Genomic DNA, 18,645 nt, shown 5'->3' on the forward strand with positions numbered 1-18,645 from the left:
TCCTTCCGAGCGAGCAACGGAGCTTTTCCAGTGTTTCCAGGCATTCTTTCTTCGCGCCGGGACGTGTCGTCCCCGGTGCGCGCGTGGCTGGTGCTGTGCGCCATGGCCATGCTGCAGTTCCTCGTCGCGGTCGATGTGACCGTGGTCAACGTCGCCCTGCCGTCCGTCGGTGCCGACTTCGGCGCCGACGGCCGTCAGCTGACCTGGGTCGTCGTCGGGTACACGATCACCGGTGGCGGGCTGCTGATGCTCGGCGGCCGGCTCGGTGACGTACTCGGCAGGCGCCGGGTCCTGGTGGCCGGGACGGTGGTGTTCGGTTCCGCGTCGCTGCTCGCCGGGCTCGCGCCCTCGTTCCCCCTGCTCGTGGTGGCGAGGCTGCTGCAGGGGGCCGGTGAGGCCGTCGCGCTGCCGGCGGCGATGGCGGTGATCGTGCTCATGTTCCCGGAGGGACCGCGCCGCTCCCGGGCGCTGGGCGTGTGGGCGGCGGTGGCCAGTTGTGGTCTGGTCCTCGGCTTCGTGCTGTCCGGGGTCATCACGGAACTGTTCGGCTGGCGGTGGATCTTCCTGGTGTCCGTGCCGTTCATCCTGGGCGTGCTCGCAGCGGTGCTCCTCCTCGTCCCGGCCGACCCGCCGTGCGAGCGCACCGCGCTGGACCTGCCCGGGTCGCTGCTGCTGACGGCGGCCCCGCTGCTGTTCGCCTACGGGGTCGTGGAGGCGGGGGAAGGGGACGGCCCGTACCCATGGCTGCCGCCCCCGGCCCTGGTCGGCGCGGTGGGTGCCGCGGTGCTGTTCGTCCTGGTCGAGCGGCGCGCGGCGAACCCGCTCGTCCCGCTCGGGTTCTTCCGCAACCGTTCGAGGGTTCGGGCCAACCTCGCCACCGCCCTGCTCAGCGCGGCACTGTCCACCTCGTTCCTGCTGTTCACCTACTACCTGCAGGACCGGCTGGGACTCGGTCCGCTGCGGGCGGGGCTGACGCTCCTGCCGCTGGCCGTGTCCCTCATCGCGGCGTCCGTGTTCGTGCCGCAGTTGCTCGGACGGTTCAGCGCCCGGGTGTGCGCCCTCGCCGGGATCGGCTTCACGGTGCTGGCGATGGCCGCCGTCGCGCTCGTCGCCCACCGTGGCGCGAGTGCCCTCGCCCTGGTTCCGGCGATGGTCCTCATCGCGGCCGGCATGGGCTTCGGCATCGTCGGGTTGCAGTACGTCGCGGTGGCCGGGGTCACCGAGGAGGACGCCGGCCTGGCCTCCGGCGTCCAGCGCGCCGCTGACCAGCTCGGTGGCTCCACCGGAGTCACCCTGTACGTCGGCATCGGGTTCGCCCCGGCGCTGCACGGCGCCGATCCGTTCCTCACCAGCAGCCTGCTCGCCGTCGTGGGACTGGCGGCCGCCGGGGTCGTCGCCTGGCGGATCGCCCTGCCTACCGCTTCGGCCGGCGGGTCAGCGGCCGGGTGACCCGCTGACGGGGGTGCGCCCGGCCGGAGCGGATGCCTGTACGGGCGCACCTCTCGCGCGCGGGCGAGGACGTCTTCCCCGAGGATGCGGCCGCCGCCGACATGCGTCGGCGCCCTCGGCGACGGCCGCGTGCGCGAGGACGCTGCGGTTCCCGTCCGCGATGTCCACGCGCTGGAAGTCCTCACCGGACCCGGGGCACAGCGGGAGTGCGCCCCGGCTCGAACGGCCGGGAGGACGAAGTCCGGAGCCGCCGTGTCCGCTGCGGAGGCACGGCTCCGGTCGTCACCCCTCGCAAGGGGCGGCGTCCTGGCCCGGGGGCTGGGGGCGCGGGCGTGTCACGTACGGTCGCCGGCGTGGAATGCCCGGCGGGCATATGCCCGTGCTGGGATCGTAAGGCATCCTCACCGCCCTGAACCAGGCCCGAACCAGGCGTTGAACCAGGCCCTGGAGGAGGCCCGACGGCCGAGCACGGCGGTGGTGCGGGACCGGCCCGTGTGGGCGAGCCGGTCGTCGCGCCGGTGTCAGGCGCCCGCACCGCCCAGCGTGAGGCGGCCGTCGATCACCTCGCGTGCCACGTCCCTCAGCACCCGGTTGTGCGAGCGCGCGTGGCGGCGCAGCAGGGTGAAGGCCTCCTGGGGCGGTACTGCCAGGCGGGCCGCGAGCATGCCCTTCGCCTGTTCGATCAGCACCCTGCTGTCCAGGGCGTGCTCCAACTGGCCGACCAGGAGCCGGTTCTCCCGAATCTGCCGCTCCCTCTCCAGGCTGATCGCCGCGACGTCCGCGAGGGACTGGCCGAGCGTCAGTGTGTCGGAGCCGAGGCGGTCGCGGCTGAGCAGGACCAGGGCGCCCAAGGTGCGGGCGCCCGCGCGCAGGGGGCACGCGGCGGCGCGGACATGGCCCAGGTCCCGGGCGCGTGCCGCGTAGCGCGGCCAGCGGGTGTGCACGGCCGGGTCGTCGAACACGGCGTCCTTCATGGGTACGCCGGTGGTGCCGCAGTCGTGGCCGGGGCCTTCCCGCCAGGCGGCCGCGTCCCGAGCCAGGGCTCGTACGGCCGCATCCGAACCCGCCGTCCCGCCACCGTCGCCACCACCACCGCTGCCGCTGCCGCCGCCGGTGTCGATGTACACGCACACCGTCGCCGCGCTGCAGTCGCCGAGCAGTCCTGCGGTGCGCCGTGCGAGCAGCTCCAGCAGTCCGGGGCCCCCTTGCGGGGGATGGAGTGTGCTGCCCGCGAGTTCCACGAACACATCGGCGAGCAGCTGCTCCGGTAACGCCATCGCCGGCCCTTTCATCAGTCGTCAGTCGGTCGTCACGGCAGTTCCCCCAGGTTCGCCAGCACCCGCAGGGCCACCGCCTCCGTGGACAGCCCCAGGGTGAAGGCTCTGCCCTTGATGAGGGCGAGGGCGTCGTTCACGGGGAGGCCCGAGCGTACGGCGTGGGCGCCCGCGGCCTGGTGGACGGTGTCCCGGTGGTCCGTGCCGCCGTAGAGCTCGGGGTCGGGGTCGGGGCCGAGCAGGACCGTCTGGGTCAGGGCCTCCGCGATGTCGGCGCAGGTGCGGTAGCCCTTCGGTCCCGGCTTCGGGTCGTAGAGCGTGAGCGCGCCGATGCACAGGCCCGTCGACTCCAGCGGTACCGCGAGCACACCGGTGAGGCCCAGGCCGGTCAGCTCCGGGCCGTAGCCCGGCCACCGCCGTTCGATCGCTCCCGGATCGGCTGCGAGGACCGGGCCGTGGCACGTGGTCGCGTCCCGTACGGGGCCCTCCTCCAGGATGAACTCGAACTCCTGGGCGGCGCGGGAGGTGTCGTCGGAGGCGGCGAACGCGAGCTGGGCGTGGTCCCGCCCGACCAGGGTGAGGGCCGCACTGTCCGCGTCGCACGCCTCGGCGACGCCGGTCATGAACAGGGGGCGTGGATTCCACATCCGTGACCAGGCCGTCATGCGGCGGGCGTACGACTGCTGGAGCTCGGCCGAGGAGAGGTGGATGGCCGCCATCCTGCGGTGGGTGGCGGCCATCCTCAGGTGGACGTCCCGCCCGCTGCGTGCGGCGAGCGACTCCTGCTTCTCGGCGGCCTCTTCGGCCCGGCGCGCGCGCTCCCGGGCACCGGCGGCCCGGCGCCAGGCGGCGGCCGCGACGCTCGCAGGGTTCTCCCCCCGGCTCATGCGGACAGCCTACGCCCGGCCGGTCAGCCCCCGCTGTCCGTCACGCCTTGTTCCTCCGCCGGTCGTTCCTGCTGTTCTTGTTGTTCCTGCTGTTCTTGTTGTCCCTGTCGTTCCTGTTGCTCCTCCATCAGCAGGACGACCCCGCCGTTGTGGCCGTCGAAGGGTGTGCACACCACCGCGCACGTGATGCTCCGGCCGATCCGGTTGACGGACGGGATGTTCACGGGCCCGCAAGGCTCGTTGGTGTCCACGCACTCCCGGACGACGGCGTGCACCTTTCCCACGGGCAGTCCGAAGTCCAGGTGGAAGAAGTCCTCGCCGAGGGTCTCGTCGGAGCGCAGCCCCCAGAGGCCGGCCGCCCCCCGGTTCCAGCACCTGACCCTCATGTCCTCGTCCAGGACCACCACGCCGGCCGCGATGCTCCCCACCACGGCCTCCAGGAACGCGCGCGCCTCGTCCAGTTCCTCGGTGCGGATGCGCGTCTCCTCGTTGACGGCTCCCAGTTCCTCGTTGCCCGCACGGAGTTCCGCGTTGGTGGTCTCCAGCTCTTCGTTGGTCGACTGCAGTTCCTCGTTCGTGGTCTCCAGCTCCTCGATGCTGGACTGCAGTTCCTCGTTGGTCGTCTCCAGCTCCTCGTTGGTCGACTGCAGTTCCTCGTACGCGGTCTCCAGGTCCTCGCGGACGCGTTTGATCTCCGTGCGCAGCTCCGTGGCCAGGGTGACGTCGGTGAAGGTGATGTTCGTGGCGGCCGGCAGGCCGTCGGAACCCGTGAGGGGGTGGACGGTGATGTCGTAGTACCGCGTGCCGTCGTGCGTGCGACGCTCGGCGCTGGTGACCCGCAGGGTCCTGCGTTCGCGGGAGGCCTGTTCGATCAGCGAGCGCAGTTCCACCGGGCGGTAGGAGAGCTCCAGGTCCTGGAAGGGGCGCCCGACGTCGTTCGTGCTCAGGGCGAACTGGGTGCGGGCGCTGTTGTTGATGAGGATTACCAGGCCGTGCTCGTCGAGCGCCAGGGCGGGCGCCGGGGCCGAGTCGAGGACGAGGTCGCGCAGTTGCCGGCGCCGGACCGCCGCCCTGGTGTCGAATCCGAAGCCGGGCCGGACGTGCAGCGGCGTGATCGGGTACGGCGGAGCGGCCTCGCCCGGGCGCCGGCGGAAGATGCGCTGGCGCATGGTGACGACGTCGAACCGGTCACCGTCGTTGAGGAGCATCTCGGCCTTGCCGAGGAAGAGGAAGCCCTCGTCCCGGAGCGCGAAGTGGAAGCGGTCGACGATCTGGGTCTGCGCCTCGACGTTGAAGTACATCAGCGTGTTCCGGCACACCAGCAGGCGCAGACGCGAGATGAGGGCGTCCCGCGTGACGTCGTGCCGGCCGAAGATGACCCGCCGCCGCAGGTCGGGGTGGAAGCTGTACTGGATCCCGTCGGGTTCGAAGTACCGGTGCCGCAGCTCCGGTGCGAGCGGTTCCAGGACCTTGGCCGGGTACAGGCCCGTCCGGGCGGTACGCAGCGCCTCCTCGTCCACGTCCGTGCCGTAGATCTTCACGCGGTCGAGCGTCTCCTGCAGACCGAGCGCCTCGGCGAAGGTGACGGCGAGGGAGTACGCCTCCTCGCCGGTGGAGCACCCGGCGCTCCAGACCCGGATCTCGTCGTCCGGGCTCGCGTGGGCCAGCAGCTCCGGCAGGATCTCGCGCGACAGGGTGTTCCAGGCGTCGGCGTCCCGGAACATCGCGGTCACGTTGATCAGGATGGTGTTGAACAGGACGTTGAACTCCGCGGTGTTCGTCTCCAGCCGGTCCCTGTAGTCGGCGTACGAGCCGACGTCGAGGTCGGACATGCGCTTGCGTATGCGCCGTGCGAGCGACGAGCGCTTGTACCCGGTGAAGTCGAAGCCGCGCGCGTCCCGCAGGAAACCGAGCAACTCCTCGAGTTCGTCGTCGGGTTCGGCGTCCAGTGCGTCGCTCATCATCGCCTCTTCGCGCTCAGCCTCGCCTCTTCGTCTCGACCAGACCGCGGATCACCGTGGAGATCTCTTCGAGGGGCAGCACGTAGTCCACCGCTCCGGTACCCACGGCCGCGGAGGGCATGCCCCGGAACTCCGCGGTCTCCGGATCCTGCGCGATCACGGTGCCGCCCCGGGACTTCACGGCGTCCGCGCCCATGGCGCCGTCCCGGCCGCTGCCGGTGAGGATGCAGGCGATGGCCTGCGGCCCGTAGGCGCCGGCGACCGACTCGAAGAGCAGATCCGCGGAGGGCCGCAGGAAATGGACGAGTTCGGTGCTGGTGAGGGTCAGGACGCCACCGGGGCTGACCAGCAGGTGACGGTCGGGCGGCGCGATGTACACGGTGCCGGGACGGGCGGTCTCGTCCGCCTCCGCGAGCTTGACCTCCAGGGGGGTGCGGCGCGACAGCACCTCGGCGATCACCGTCTGGTGACGGGGGTCGAGATGCTGCACCACCAGCACCGGCACCGGCAGGTCGCTCCCCATGTCCTTCAGGAGTCTGCCCAGCGCACCGATGCCCCCTGCCGAGGAGGCCACGGCCACGACGGCATAGCGGTCCGACGGGAGTGCGGGCACCTGAACCGTCACAGGGCGAGCGTAACCGACCGGACGCCGCTGAGCGCCGGATCGATTCACCGGGATACGCCTACCCGTTCCCCGGTCTCCGCGACCGGGCGCCGGCCGTGCCTGCGGTCCGCCGTCCACAGGATCAGCGTCACGGCCACCGAGGTGCCCGCCAGCACCGTGATGGCCGTCGCCGGTGACGTGAGGTCCGCCAGTCCGCCCGCCAGGGCCGCGCTCAGGCCCTGCAGGGCGAGCGTGCCCGCGGAGTGCAGGCCCAGGGCGTGCCCGGTGAGGCGGTCCGGGGTGAGGGAGAGCAGGCGCTGCTGCTGGACCAGGCTCGCGCCGAAGCCGATGGACGCCAGGGCCGCGCAGCCGGCCGCCACGAGCACCGGCGGGCGCAGCACGAAGAACAGGTACGGGGTGGCCAGGAGCAGCAGCAGGGGTGTGGCCAGGCGGCCCCGCACCCGCGCCGGGACGAGACGGCCCGTGCTCACGTCACCGACGAGCATGCCGAGCGCCGCCGCGGCGAAGAGGAGGCCCGCGTGGCCGGGGGCGTACGGGACGAAGAGGGCCTCGCAGCCGACGACCAGACCGTTGGGGATCCACAGGCCCAGGTAGGTGAGGCGGCGCGGGGCGGACGACAGGAGGCGGGCGTTGGTGCGCCAGGTCTCGCCGACGGAGGGGCGCCCGGACGAGCGGGGTGGCCGTGCGCCCAGGCCGAACCGGGTGACCAGGGCGGCCACCGCGTACAGGGCCGCCGACACGAGCAGGGTGGTGCGCGGGGACAGGAACGCCACCAGGACGCCGCCCGCCGCGTACCCCGTGATCTGCATGAGCCCGTTCACGATGTTGAGGAGCGAACGGCCCAGCAGGTACGACCCCTTGGGCAGGATCTCGTCGAGCAGTCCCCAGCGGACCCCGCCCGTGACGGACGACACCAGGCCCAGGGCGAGGACCAGCGGGAAGACCGTCCAGGTCGGCAGGGACGGGAGGGCCAGGACCGCCATGACCGCCGCGAAGGCGCCGGCCGCGGCCGTGAGGGCACCCCGCGGGGGCACCCGGTCCGCCGCCGAGAGCAGGGTCGTCGCGCCCAGCACCTGGGCCAGTGACGGGCCGAACATGCTCAGCGCCGACAGCAGCGGGGAGTTCGTCGCCTCGTACACCAGGGTGCCGAGGGCGAGACCGCCGACGGTCGACGCGGCGACCTGGAGGGAGGAGGAGAGGAAGAAAGGGGTGAACTCGGGGATGCGGAGGAGGGAGGTGTAAGTGGGGGCGACCGGGGCGGGGGCGGCGTCGGGCGTGTCGGGCGATGTCATGCAGGGAGAGTGGGGCGGGGGCGCGGTCGGCCGTTAATGTTTCGCGGCGGCGCGAAAGGTCGTGGGGTGCGTGGGGTACGTGGGGCGACGGCGGTAGGGCGGGCGGGGCATGGGCTGGTGGCAGGTGAACGCCGACACCCTGGCCGGGAGCCGGTTCGTGATCTCGCCGATGGCCGAGGTGTTCGCCTCGCTGAAGGTGCTGCACGCGGGCGTCGGCTCGTGGCCCGGTGAGCAGGAGTGGCTGGCCCGGCACCTGCCCGGGTACCGGGCGCGACTGGCCGCCGATCCCGTCACCGCGCTGCTGGTCCGCGCCGGGCTCGGACGGACGTGGATCGCCGACTTCCTGACACCGACACCGAGGGCGGGCGCGTCCTTCGAGGAGGAGCTGGCCCGGGTGCGGGACGCCGCTCCCGCGGAGGTGCGCCGGCAGCTCACCGTGTCGCTGGCCGGCCCGCTGCCGGAGCGGCTGCGCCGGGACGACCTGCCGCTCCTCGCGGCCCGGCTGCTGGAGTACGTGTGGCAGGACGCCGTACGCCCGTACTGGGAGCGGCGCCGGCGGATCCTGGAGGCGGACGTGGTCGCCCGGACCGCGCGGCTGAGCCGGGGCGGGTGGGCCGCGGCGCTGGACACCCTGCGGCCGGGGATGCGGTGGCTGGGCGGGGACCGGCTCCAGGTCAACCTGCACGAGAACCCGCCGCGGGAGATCTCCGGGGCGGAGCTGCTGTTCGTGCCCGTGACGCCGAAGGCCGGGTGGGTGGCGTGGGAGGACGGTGAGCGCTATGCGGTGGTGTACGCGTGCGAAGGGGTGTTCGCGGGTGTCGGGCGCCCGGCGGTGGGCGCCGCGGGCGCGACCGCGGCCGGGGCGGTGCCCGACGGGCTCGGCGCGCTGCTCGGGCGGGGGCGGGCCCGGGTGCTCGTCCTGCTCGACTCGCCGATGAGCACGACCCAGCTGGTGGCGCTGACCGGGCAGGGACTCGGGTCCGTCGGACGGCACCTGAAGGTGCTGCTGGACGCGGGGCTGGTGCGCAGGCGCCGGGCGGGACGGTCCGTGCTGTACTACCGGGCGCCCGCGGGGGACGTGCTCGTCACGGCGCGGGAGGCCACGGGGCACCGTGGGAGCGGTGGCGCGACCCGCCGGGGTTAGCATCCGCCCATGACTACCGACCAGACTGGATCATCCGTCCTCGATGCCGAGATCGGCGCCCTGCGGGGCGGCTCCGCGGACCTCGCGCAGTACCGCGGCAAGGCCGTGCTCGTCGTGAACGTCGCCTCCAAGTGCGGGCTCACCCCGCAGTACACGGGGCTGGAGCGGCTGCACGAGCAGTACGCCGCGCAGGGCTTCACCGTGCTCGGGGTGCCGTGCAACCAGTTCCTCGGGCAGGAGCCGGGGACCGCCGAGGAGATCGAGGAGTTCTGCTCGGCGACGTACGGCGTGACCTTCCCGATGACCGAGAAGGTCGAGGTGAACGGGGCGGGCAGGCATCCGCTGTACGCGCGGCTCGTGGAGCACGCCGACGCGGAGGGGCACACCGGGGACATCCGCTGGAACTTCGAGAAGTTCCTCATCGGGCGGGACGGATCCGTCGTGGCCCGGTTCTCCCCACGGACCGAGCCGGACGCGCCGGAGGTCGTGGCGGCGGTGGAGAAGGCCGTCGCCTGAGGCGGTCCCCGGCACTCGGCGTCAGCGCAGTTCCTCCGGGCACGGTGTGCCCCGCCGCAGCCCGTACGGGGCCGCCAGGCGGTACGTGCCCGGGGACGGGGCCAGGAGCTCCGTCCACTTGTCGCCGAAGGCGTCCTCCTCGCCCTCCATGAGGCAGCCGTTGACGTTGTCGTACGTCTTCGGGAGGTCGTCGTCCTCGCGGTTCTTCGACTCCTCCGTCTCCTGGGGCGCCTCGTACTTGTTGCCCTCGGCGTCGACCAGGCTCAGCCACGGGGAGTACGGGATGCGGACGACGACGCGGCCCGCCTCCTTCACCTCCAGCGTCATCTCGTCCTGGGCGACGACCTCGACCACCGTGTTCGGCCCCGCCAGCGGGGTGGGGTCCTGCACCTCGAACAACTGCCAGTTGGCGTCGCCCCAGATCTGCTTCAGATAGGGCATGCCCCGCTCAACGAGCTCCCGTTCGCGCTCGGCGCCGTCCCCGTCGGGTTTGTCGTCCTGCGGCAGGACCACGTAGTGGACGGCCCACCGCTTCAGCCACTCGTGGTAGTTCGCCGAGTTCAGAGTGCCGTCGTAGAAGAGCGGATTGCGCTCCATGTCGGCCTGGCGGTTCCAGCCGCGCGCCAGGTTCACGTACGGGGCCAGCGCCGAGGCCTCGCGGTGCGAGCGGGCCGGGACGACCTCCACCCGGACCTTGTCCGCGCCCACCGCCTGGAGCTGGTTCACCAGCGGGGCGAGCTCACGGGCCCACGCCGCCTCCGGGGTGGTGTTGACGACGTCGTTGACCGTCTTGACGCCGATCCACCCGGTGAAGCCGACGAAGGCCAGCACGATCGCGTACCACTTGAGGGAGCGCGGCGCCGCGAAGGGCAGCGCCGCCAGCAGCGCCACGCCCGCGAACAGCATCGACAGACGCGTGACGTTGGAGCCGATCTGCGAGCTGATCAGCCACACCAGCAGCACGCCGAGCGCGTACACCCACGCCGTGATCCGTACCGTGATCCATTCCTTGGGGACCAGGAGGGCGACGAGGACCGCGAACACCATCGGCAGCACCGCGGAGCCGAACGACATCGGCTGCGTGCCGGAGAACGGGAACAGCCAGGCGGACAGTCCCACCACGACCGTGGGCGCGATCCCGAGCGACCACGCGCCCGGCAGGCGCTTCTGCAGGAACAGCGCCGCCGCCACCAGGCCCACGAACAGGCCCGCCACCGGTGAGGACATCGTGGCGAGCGCGGCCAGCGGCGCCGCGCACAGGCCCTTGGCCCACCGCTTGTAGCGCCAGCGGTACGGCCAGCAGAACACCACCGCGGTCGCGCCGAGGCCGAAGACCATGCCGAGACCGAAGGTGACCCGGCCCGAGGCCGCGTTGCACAGCAGCCCGAAGACTCCCGCGAACGCCGGCCACAGCGGATTGCGGACCGCCCGGCTGCGCATCAGGATCATCGTCAGCAGGCCCGCCGAGACCGTACCGGCGATCATCATCGTCGTACGGACGCCGAGCAGCGACATCAGGTACGGGGAGACCACGCTGTACGAGACGGGGTGCATACCGCCGTACCAGGCGAGGTTGTACGCCGAGTCCGGGTGCCGGCCGACGAACTCCGCCCACGCGTCCTGTGCCGCGAGGTCGCCGCCACTGTTGGCGAACGTGAAGAACCAGATGACGTGCAGGACGCCGGAGACGACGGTGACGAGGGTGGCCGGGTGCCGGAGGACGCGGGTGGGCAGGTTGGGCCGGGCGCGCCGAGGCGGGCGGGACGGTCTCTCCTGCTCACGCGCCATGGACTGCCCGGCAGGCTCGTCCTGCCGGGTCGGCTGAGGTATTCGCGGGTCGGGACCCTGTCCCGGCTGCGCGTCGTCGGCGTGTGTCGGCTCGACCGTGGTCACCTGAACGCACTCCCCGTGTCCCTCAGTACGCGTCGTACGTGTGCCGTACGTGTCTGTACGTGTCCGTCGTGCCCCGTTTCCCGCCGGGCCCGCCCCTTGTCCCGCATGGCCCGGCCCGATCTCGCGACGCTAACACGCACCCCGCCGGGGAGCGCCCGGTGGTGCTCCCCGGCGGGGTGCCGTGAGGTGGCCGGGTGATGTGCCCGCCGGCCCGGACGAGTACCGGACCAGGCGGGTCATCGGACCGGACGGATCATCAGCCCAGACGGGTCAACTTGGCCAGGAAGCCCGGCTCGACGAGGTCGTCCCGCAGGGCGACCGGGACCTTGACCGCGCTGCTCGTGCCGTCGCCCACGGTCAGGGTGCCGACCTCGGCGCCGGCCTCCGCCGTGTGCGGCAGGTCACCGGCCTCGAAGGTCAGCTCCACCTCCAGGCCCGCCCAGCCGACGGCCCGGACGTCCTCCGTGGCGACGACCGGCGTACGGCCGCCCAGACCGTCGTCGACGTACCCGACGACATCGCCCTTCTTCAGGATCGTCGCCGACTCCAGCGCGCCCTGCGCGGCCCGGATCAGCCGGTCGCCCTCGTACAGGGCGGCACCCAGAATGGTGTTGTCCGGGCCGCCGGCGGGCTGGCGCACCACCGCGCCGACGATGGTGCGGGTCTCCCCGTCCACGTCCTGCTTCGCGGCGAACGTCAGGTTGCCGAGGGCCGAGGTCGTGGTGCCGGTCTTGATGCCGACGACGTTGTTGCTGCCGACCAGCTGGTTCCAGTTGGAGTGGTTGACGCCCTTGTAGTCGTCGTACGACATCATGGCGGCGACCTCCCGGAACACGGGCTGCTTCATCGCCTCCTTGGCCAGCTTCACCTGGTCCACGGCCGTGCTGACCGTGGTGTTGTTCAGGCCCGACGGGTCGGTGTAGGTCGTGTTGGTCATGCCGAGGTCCTCGGCCGCCTTGTTCATCTTCTCGACGAACGCCTCTTCGGAGCCCGCGTCCCAGCGGGCCAGCAGCCGCGCCACGTTGTTCGCGGACGCGATGAGGATGGACTCCACGGCCTCCCGCTGGGAGATCGAGTCGCCCGCGGTCACGTTGACCGTCGACTCGTCCCCGGCGTCCGACTCCTTCTCGGCCGTCTGGTCGATCTCGATCATCGGGCCGTCCTCGCCGCTCTTCACCGGGTGGTCGCGCAGGACGAGGTACGCCGTCATGACCTTGGCGACACTGGCGATCGGCACGGGCTTCTGGTCGCCCGACGAGCCGAAGGTGCCGATGCCCTGCACGTCCAGCGCCGCCTGCCCGGAGGACGGCCACGGGATCTCGGGCTTGCCGCCCTCGAAGGTGAAGGTGTCCTCGGCGGTGAGGTCGAGCGTGGGCGCCGGCAACGGGCGCAGGGACTGCACGACCGCGAAGACGATCACCAGCAGGATGACCAGCGGCGTCCAGATCTTGACCCGCCGGGCCAGCGTGCGCATCGGGGTGGGCGGGGGCGGCGGGGTGTTCGTCAGCTCGGCCAGCAGGTCCAGCGGCGGCTTGGGCGGCAGGGGCTGCTGCGTGGTCCGCTCGGGGCCGATCTGGGGAACGGCCGCGGTGGCCTCCGCCGGGGCGGCGACGGGGGTGCCCGTGGACGTGGCGGGTGCCGGGGGCGCGGGCGCGGGCTTGGGCATGGGCTTGCGGGGCGCCCGCTCGTCGAGCGGCTTCAGCGCGACGAACTTGCTGGTGCGTTCGGCTTCGCGCTCGGGGGCGGGGGCGGGAGCCGGCTCCGGGTCGGGCTCGGGCTTGGGCTTGGGCTTGGGCTCGGGGGTGGACTTGCCGGTCGGCTTGTCGTCGGCCGTCCTGGGCTTGTCGTCGTTCGTGCCGGGCGCGTCGGCCTTGTCGGCCTTGTCGGCCTTGTCGGCCGGGGAAGCGTCGTCGGCCGGGGGCTTGTCGCCCAGTTTGAGCATGGTGGTGGGCTGGTCGACCGCCGGTGCCGGCGTGGGCGTGGGCACGTTCTTGAACACAGCAGTCGGCTGGTCGACCGGGCGCTCGGGGGCCTTGTCGGAGCCGGAGCCGGAGCCGATGCCGGCATCGGCGGCGGGCTTCGCGTCCGAGGCCGTGCCGGAGGCCGCGGTGGTACCGGAGGCCGCGGTGGTACCCGAGTCCGAGCCGGTGCCTGAGCCGGCGTCCGAGCCGCTCGCGTCCTCGGCGTCGCCTTCAGGATGCGCCTTCGCCTCGGACTCGGTCTCGGACTCGGTCTCGGTCTCGGTCTCGGTCTCGGCAGCGACAGCGGCGGGCTCTGGCTTCGCCTCGCTCTCGTCCTCCGCGTCGCCGCCCGCCTCGGCTTCCGCGGACTCCTCGGGCTTCTCCGCGGCCTTCTCGGCCTTCTCGGCCTTCTCGACCCTCTCGGGCTTCTCCGCGGCCTTCCCGGGCTCCTCCGCGGCCTCAGCCTCCGCCCCAGCCCCGTCCCCGGAGGTGCCCCCGTTCTCCGCTTCCAGGTCCCGGCGGGAGAACACGGCCGTCGCCTGGTCGGTGCGCCGAGCGGCGGCCTCCCGGGCCACCGCGAGACGGGGGTCGTCCGACGCGGACAGGGCCTCGCCCGGCTTCCCGGCCGCCGCGGACCCTTCCTCGCGCTCGGCCTCGCTCGCGCGGGTGGAGCCCCCTCCCGGTGCCGACCCCGTCGACGACTCGTACCGCTGCGACCTGTCGGGGGACTCGCCCGCCACCGATGCCTCCTCTTCGCCGCCCCACTGCCGGGACGCGCGTCCTGCCAACCGTGAACCGCCGCCCGGACAGCGCTTCCTGCCGCTGTCCGAACCATGTACCAGTGTCCTGTGTGCGGGCTTGACCCATGCGGTAGACGAGAACGACATACCTACTGGTTCCATCACGAACCGGTCACGCACCCTCGACAGACCAATGTGAGAGGGGTCACCCTGTCACTCATCCACGCGGGGAGGCATGGATGGGCAGGAGCCGCAGAACACTTCCGGAGGAGCTTCTGCTGCTGGCACTGGACCCGACCACGGGTACCACTGCGCAGCCGCAGTCGCTCGACCTCGGTCTGGCCGGAGCACAGCTAGTGGAGCTGGCGCTGGCCGGACGGATAGCCCCAGACGGGGATCGTATCGCCGTGGTGGTACCACGGCCGACTGGAGATCCGACTTTGGACTCCGCGTTGGAGTTGCTGCGCAGGCGTGGCGCTCCGGTGCGGGCCGTCCACTGGATCGGCGGGCCGCGTCTCGGGCTCCGCCAGACCTACCTCTCGCATCTGGAGCGGTGCGGCATGGTGCATGCCGTGGCGGGACAGATGTGCGGAGTGCTGCCGACGACTCGCTACCAGGCGACGGACACGGCCATCAGCCGGGAGATCAGGTCCCGGCTGGACGCGGCGATCCGTACCGGCGTACCACCGGACCCACGGACCGCGGCGCTCGCCGCCCTGGCCCACGCGGTCGGGCTCGGCAAGCACCTGTACCCCGGGAACGAGGGGCGGTCCTCCCGCTCCCGGCTCAGGGACCTGATCCGGCACGACCCCATGGGCGGCCTCGTGGCGCACGCCGTGATGGACGTCCAGAACGGCGTGGGCGCGCAGCCACGCCGCAGCCCGGCGCCCTCGGGCCGCCAGGCCACCGCCGGGGCCAGGGACACGACGGAACCCGCCAGGGGTGTCCCGATGCAGCCACACCACGGTTCCATGGCGCGCGCCGTGGCCCACTGACCCCACGGGCCACGACCGCCGGCACGACGAGCACCACGTCACCGCAGCACCTCAGCACCACGTCACCGCAGCACCACGTACGCGGAGCACCGCAGCACCACCTCAGTACCGCAGCATCACCTCGGTACCGCAGCACCGTCAGCGCCGCACCGGAGCACGCGTTCCCCCAGGACCGGTTCGGGAGCCGCCGGCCCGCGCGGGGCGGGTGGGCCGTGTGTCCGTACGACACCACGGCGCCGTCGCCCCGCGCGGCCGCATCTCCGGCCCGGCCGGACGTCACCGCAGCCGGTCACGGTCGGCCGCAAGTCTGGCCCGAACTGGCGCGTGCTAGGCGCATATCCACTGTTTCCCAGCGGTAGTAAGCACCTTGGTGGCAATCTGCTCATTGGCAGATACGTAAAGTCGTCAGGCCCGCAGCAAGCGTCAGGCCCGCAGCCGGAGGTGCACGTCCGTGGCGTCCAATGTCAATCCCACCGTCCGGCGGCGCCGGCTGGGCCAGGAGCTGCGCCGGCTCCGTGAGCAGAAGGGCATGACGGCCGAGGAGGTCGCGGACCGGCTGCTGGTCTCCCAGTCGAAGATCAGCCGACTGGAGAACGGCCGCCGCAGCATCAGCCAGCGCGACGTCCGCGACCTGTGCGGGGTGTACGAGGTCGAGGACCTCCGCGTCGTGGATTCGCTGATGCAGATGGCGAAGGATTCGCGCCAGCAGGGCTGGTGGCACGCGTTCGGCGATGTCCCGTACAGCGTCTACATCGGACTGGAGACGGACGCGGCCAGCCTGCGCGTCTATGATCCGCAGGTCGTGCCCGGCCTGTTGCAGACCGAGGCGTACGCCGCGGCCCTCATCGACGGCGCGCTGGTGGAGGCGCCCACCGCCGACGTCGAGAAGCGCGTCAAGGTACGCATGCGCCGACAGGAACGTATCTCTTCGCCGGACTACCCGCTGCGCCTGTGGACCGTGCTCGACGAGGCGGCGCTGCGCCGGGTCATCGGCAACGACCAGATCATGCACGAGCAGCTGCAGCACCTGATCAAAATGTCCGAACTGCCGCACGTGACGGTCCAGGTGATCCCCTTCAGCATGGGCGCGCACCCCGGCGTGAGCGGGCAGTACGCGATCCTGGAGTTCCCCGACACCGCCGACTCCAGCGTGGTCTACATCGAGGGCGTCACCAGCGACCTGTACCTGGAGAAGGCGCAGGACGTGCAGCAGTACAGCGTCATGTACGAGCACTTGCGGGCCCAGGCATGGGGCGCCGACCGGAGCCGGAAGTTCATCGCGGAGGTGGCGGACGGCTACGCCCCCTGAGGGCTGCGGCTGGGTTGCGGCTCACAGAGGACGGCGAAAAGTACACCTCGGGAGATTGGGGTGGAAGAGCCGTTGGAATATGCCACCCAGTCGAGTGAATAGTCTCTCCGGAAACCGATGTTGGCGAGTAGCGTCGATCACGCCACAGAACAACACCGTTCGGCGGAAAGACGCATGACAGGTTCCGCTTGGAACCGTCGACGCGGACACAGCGACTCAGCAACTGGCTACCGGAGCAACCATGGCAATCAAGCAGGGCGCCACCCACATGTGGATCAAGTCCTCGTACTCCCAGGGCAATGGCGCATGCGTAGAAGTCACGTCCCCTGTCTCGTGGCAACTGGCGGTGCGGGACTCCAAGGTCCCCGACGGCCCCACCCTGGCCTTTCCCGCCGACGCCTGGAACTCCTTCGTGGCGTCGGCATCGGCGTCGGTCAAGGAGTGACCGCCGGCACCTCCCAGTGTCGGCACCTCGGCCACGACAACTGCACGGGCGCGATACGCACCACCTGCACCACAGACAGAGCCCTCTCGACTGGATCGCCATCTCAGCCGAGGGGGTTCTCCCCTTTCCAGGACCCGCCCTCCACAGTCGTCCACGTACTTGTCCCGGCTGACAACACTGTGGTGAGAGGAGCCGCAGGGCGTTCATCATTGTGAACTCAGGTCACCTCGCCGAACTTTTTTACCTCCTCTTGACCTTCCCGGCCGTTGCCGCGCGCATGTCACCGATCTCAGGATGAGCGGGCACTTCACGGCACCTTGGCATGCCCCGGCCAATCCGGCCCGGGCAGGGCGGATCCCCGGGGAGGGAGCACATGAACGGTCTCGACTGGACCGTGCTCATCAGCTACTTCGGCGTGATGGTCGCGATCGGCCTGTGGTCGCACAAGCGCGTGGACAATGTCAGCGACTTCTTCACCGCCGGCGGCAAGATGCCGTGGTGGCTCTCCGGCATCTCGCACCACATGTCGGGCTACAGCGCGGTGATGTTCACCGGCTTCGCCGGAATCGCCTACCAGTACGGCGTGACGTCCTTCGTCACCTGGTCCTTCCCCATCGCCGTCGGCATCGCCATCGGCGCCCGGCTGTTCGCGCCCCGGCTCAACCGGCTGCGCTCCCGGCTCGGGGTGGCCTCACCGCTGGAGTACCTCAAGGACCGCTACAACCTCGGCACCCAGCAGGCGCTCGCCTGGTCCGGGGTACTGCTGAAGATCGTGGACGTGGGCGCCAAGTGGGCGGCGATCTCGACCCTGCTGTCGATCTACACCGGCATCAGCATCACCCAGGGCATCTTCATCACCGGCGTGATCACCGGCATCTACTGCACGGTGGGCGGTCTGTGGGCGGACGCGCTGACGGAGATGGGGCAGTTCGTCATCCAGTTCTTCGCGGGCATCGCGATGCTCGTGGCGGTGATGGTCGAGCTGGACGGCATCGCCACGCTGTGGACCATCTGGGACGACCTGCCGGACGGGCACGCCGAGCCGACGGCCGGGCCGTACACCGTGACCTTCTTCGTGGCGATCACCTTCATCAAGACCTTCGAGTACAGCGGCGGCATGTGGAACCAGGCGCAGCGGTACATGGCGACCTCGTCCGCGCGTGAGGCGACGCGCTCGGCGTACCTGTCGGCCACGCTGTGGCTGGTGTGGCCGCTGGTGCTGTTCTTCCCGATGTGGTGCGCGCCGCTGCTCGTGGAGGCGCAGAAGCCGGATGCCTCGGACAGCTATGCGCTGATGACCGAGCAACTGCTGCCGCACGGACTGCTGGGGCTCGTCATCGTCGGGTTCTTCTCGCACACCATGGCCATGTGCTCCTCCGACGCCAACGCGATCGCCGCGGTCTTCACCCGCGACATCGCGCCGGCGCTCGCCAAGCAGGCGCGCACCTGGTCGGAGAAGGCCGGGCTGCTGGCGGCGCGCTGGTCGACCGTCGTCTTCCTGCTGCTGTCCATGATGATCGCGACCCAGGTCAACTCGCCGACGTTCCAGGACATCATCACGGTCGTCGTGAAGTGGGTGGCCGGGCTGATGGGACCGATCGCCATCCCGTTCATGCTCGGCATGCTGCCGGCCTTCCGCCGCTCCGGCCCGACGGCCGCGCTGACCAGCTGGGCCGCGGGCCTGTTCGCCTTCTGGCTGATGAACTACCCGGTCAACTGGGCCTTGGAGGACGGCACTCCGCTCCAGTACCAGATCTCCGTCCCGCTGGGCGTGTCGCTGCTGCTGTACGTGCTGATCGGTTTCGTGAAGCCGGAGGACACGCCCGCACGCCTCGCGATCATCGAGCGGATCAACGGGGACGGGGACGGAGCGGCCGCGGCCGCGACCCCGGCCGGTGGTCCGGCGGAGAAGGGCGCGGAGGAGGACACGGAGGAGGACTCGGTGGGCGGAGCACCGGTGAAGGGCCGGGTGCGGGACTAGCAGGACTGGCGCGACTGGCGCGACTGGCGCGACTGGCGCGACTGGCGCGACTGGCGCGACTGGCGGAGCCTTCGGGACCGGCGGGAGCGGCAGGACCGGCGGGATCAGGAGCGCGGGCCAGGACGGGCGGGACCGCGCACGCGCCGGCCACCGGCGCGTGCGCAGGTGCGGGC

The 18,645-nt window shown here is 71.5% G+C and carries 14 protein-coding genes; 7 read left to right on the plus strand and 7 right to left on the minus strand.

Annotated elements, in window-relative coordinates:
• Positions 1-102: 102 nt before the first annotated feature.
• A complete protein-coding gene (locus UW392_RS34045; RefSeq protein WP_320779076.1) occupies positions 103-1,449 on the plus strand; it encodes an MFS transporter in 1,347 nt (448 codons plus the stop codon).
• Between the two features lie 521 nt (positions 1,450-1,970).
• Here the strand turns inward: UW392_RS34045 and UW392_RS34050 are convergent.
• Genes UW392_RS34050 through UW392_RS34070 form a run of 5 tightly spaced genes read right to left on the minus strand, consistent with a single transcriptional unit; the run spans position 1,971 to position 7,488 of the window.
• The gene (locus UW392_RS34050; RefSeq protein ID WP_320779063.1) at positions 1,971-2,726 is read right to left on the minus strand and encodes a GAF and ANTAR domain-containing protein; all 756 of its coding nucleotides are present in this window, start codon (positions 2,724-2,726) and stop codon (positions 1,971-1,973) included.
• Positions 2,727-2,758: 32 nt separating this feature from the next.
• Positions 2,759-3,610 (minus strand): GAF domain-containing protein, encoded by an 852-nt coding sequence (locus tag UW392_RS34055; RefSeq protein ID WP_320779064.1) that lies wholly within the window; start codon positions 3,608-3,610, stop codon positions 2,759-2,761.
• A gap of 23 nt (positions 3,611-3,633) precedes the next feature.
• Entirely contained in the window at positions 3,634-5,571 is a 1,938-nt protein-coding gene (locus tag UW392_RS34060; RefSeq protein WP_320779065.1) for a CheR family methyltransferase, read from the minus strand.
• 16 nt (positions 5,572-5,587) lie between these two features.
• Complete coding sequence (locus tag UW392_RS34065; protein WP_320779066.1) at positions 5,588-6,196, minus strand: chemotaxis protein CheB; 609 nt, start codon at positions 6,194-6,196, stop codon at positions 5,588-5,590.
• Between the two features lie 44 nt (positions 6,197-6,240).
• A complete protein-coding gene (locus tag UW392_RS34070; protein ID WP_320779067.1) occupies positions 6,241-7,488 on the minus strand; it encodes an MFS transporter in 1,248 nt (415 codons plus the stop codon).
• Positions 7,489-7,597: 109 nt separating this feature from the next.
• Here UW392_RS34070 and UW392_RS34075 point away from each other — a divergent pair, with 109 nt between their 5' ends.
• Together UW392_RS34075 and UW392_RS34080 are read left to right on the plus strand one after the other, a co-directional pair.
• Positions 7,598-8,632, plus strand: a complete 1,035-nt coding sequence (locus tag UW392_RS34075) for an ArsR/SmtB family transcription factor (RefSeq protein WP_320779068.1) — start codon at positions 7,598-7,600, stop codon at positions 8,630-8,632.
• A gap of 9 nt (positions 8,633-8,641) precedes the next feature.
• The gene (locus UW392_RS34080; RefSeq protein ID WP_320779069.1) at positions 8,642-9,148 is read left to right on the plus strand and encodes a glutathione peroxidase; all 507 of its coding nucleotides are present in this window, start codon (positions 8,642-8,644) and stop codon (positions 9,146-9,148) included.
• 21 nt (positions 9,149-9,169) lie between these two features.
• Here UW392_RS34080 and UW392_RS34085 read toward each other — a convergent pair whose 3' ends face one another.
• On the minus strand, positions 9,170-11,041 hold the full coding sequence (locus UW392_RS34085) for an MFS transporter (RefSeq protein WP_320779070.1): 1,872 nt from the start codon (positions 11,039-11,041) through the stop codon (positions 9,170-9,172).
• A 256-nt stretch (positions 11,042-11,297) separates the two neighbouring features.
• The gene (locus UW392_RS34090) at positions 11,298-13,742 is read right to left on the minus strand and encodes a D-alanyl-D-alanine carboxypeptidase (protein ID WP_320779071.1); all 2,445 of its coding nucleotides are present in this window, start codon (positions 13,740-13,742) and stop codon (positions 11,298-11,300) included.
• Positions 13,743-13,981: 239 nt separating this feature from the next.
• Here UW392_RS34090 and UW392_RS34095 point away from each other — a divergent pair, with 239 nt between their 5' ends.
• From UW392_RS34095 to UW392_RS34110, 4 genes are all read left to right on the plus strand, one after another.
• Positions 13,982-14,737 (plus strand): GOLPH3/VPS74 family protein, encoded by a 756-nt coding sequence (locus tag UW392_RS34095; protein ID WP_320779072.1) that lies wholly within the window; start codon positions 13,982-13,984, stop codon positions 14,735-14,737.
• A gap of 451 nt (positions 14,738-15,188) precedes the next feature.
• On the plus strand, positions 15,189-16,046 hold the full coding sequence (locus UW392_RS34100; RefSeq protein WP_320779073.1) for a helix-turn-helix transcriptional regulator: 858 nt from the start codon (positions 15,189-15,191) through the stop codon (positions 16,044-16,046).
• 241 nt (positions 16,047-16,287) lie between these two features.
• Positions 16,288-16,491, plus strand: coding sequence for a DUF397 domain-containing protein (locus UW392_RS34105; protein ID WP_320779074.1), 204 nt, complete (start codon positions 16,288-16,290; stop codon positions 16,489-16,491).
• A gap of 373 nt (positions 16,492-16,864) precedes the next feature.
• Positions 16,865-18,472, plus strand: a complete 1,608-nt coding sequence (locus UW392_RS34110) for a sodium:solute symporter family protein (RefSeq protein WP_320779075.1) — start codon at positions 16,865-16,867, stop codon at positions 18,470-18,472.
• Positions 18,473-18,645 lie beyond the last annotated feature (173 nt).

It is taken from the genome of Streptomyces sp. CRN 30 (assembly GCF_034105845.1).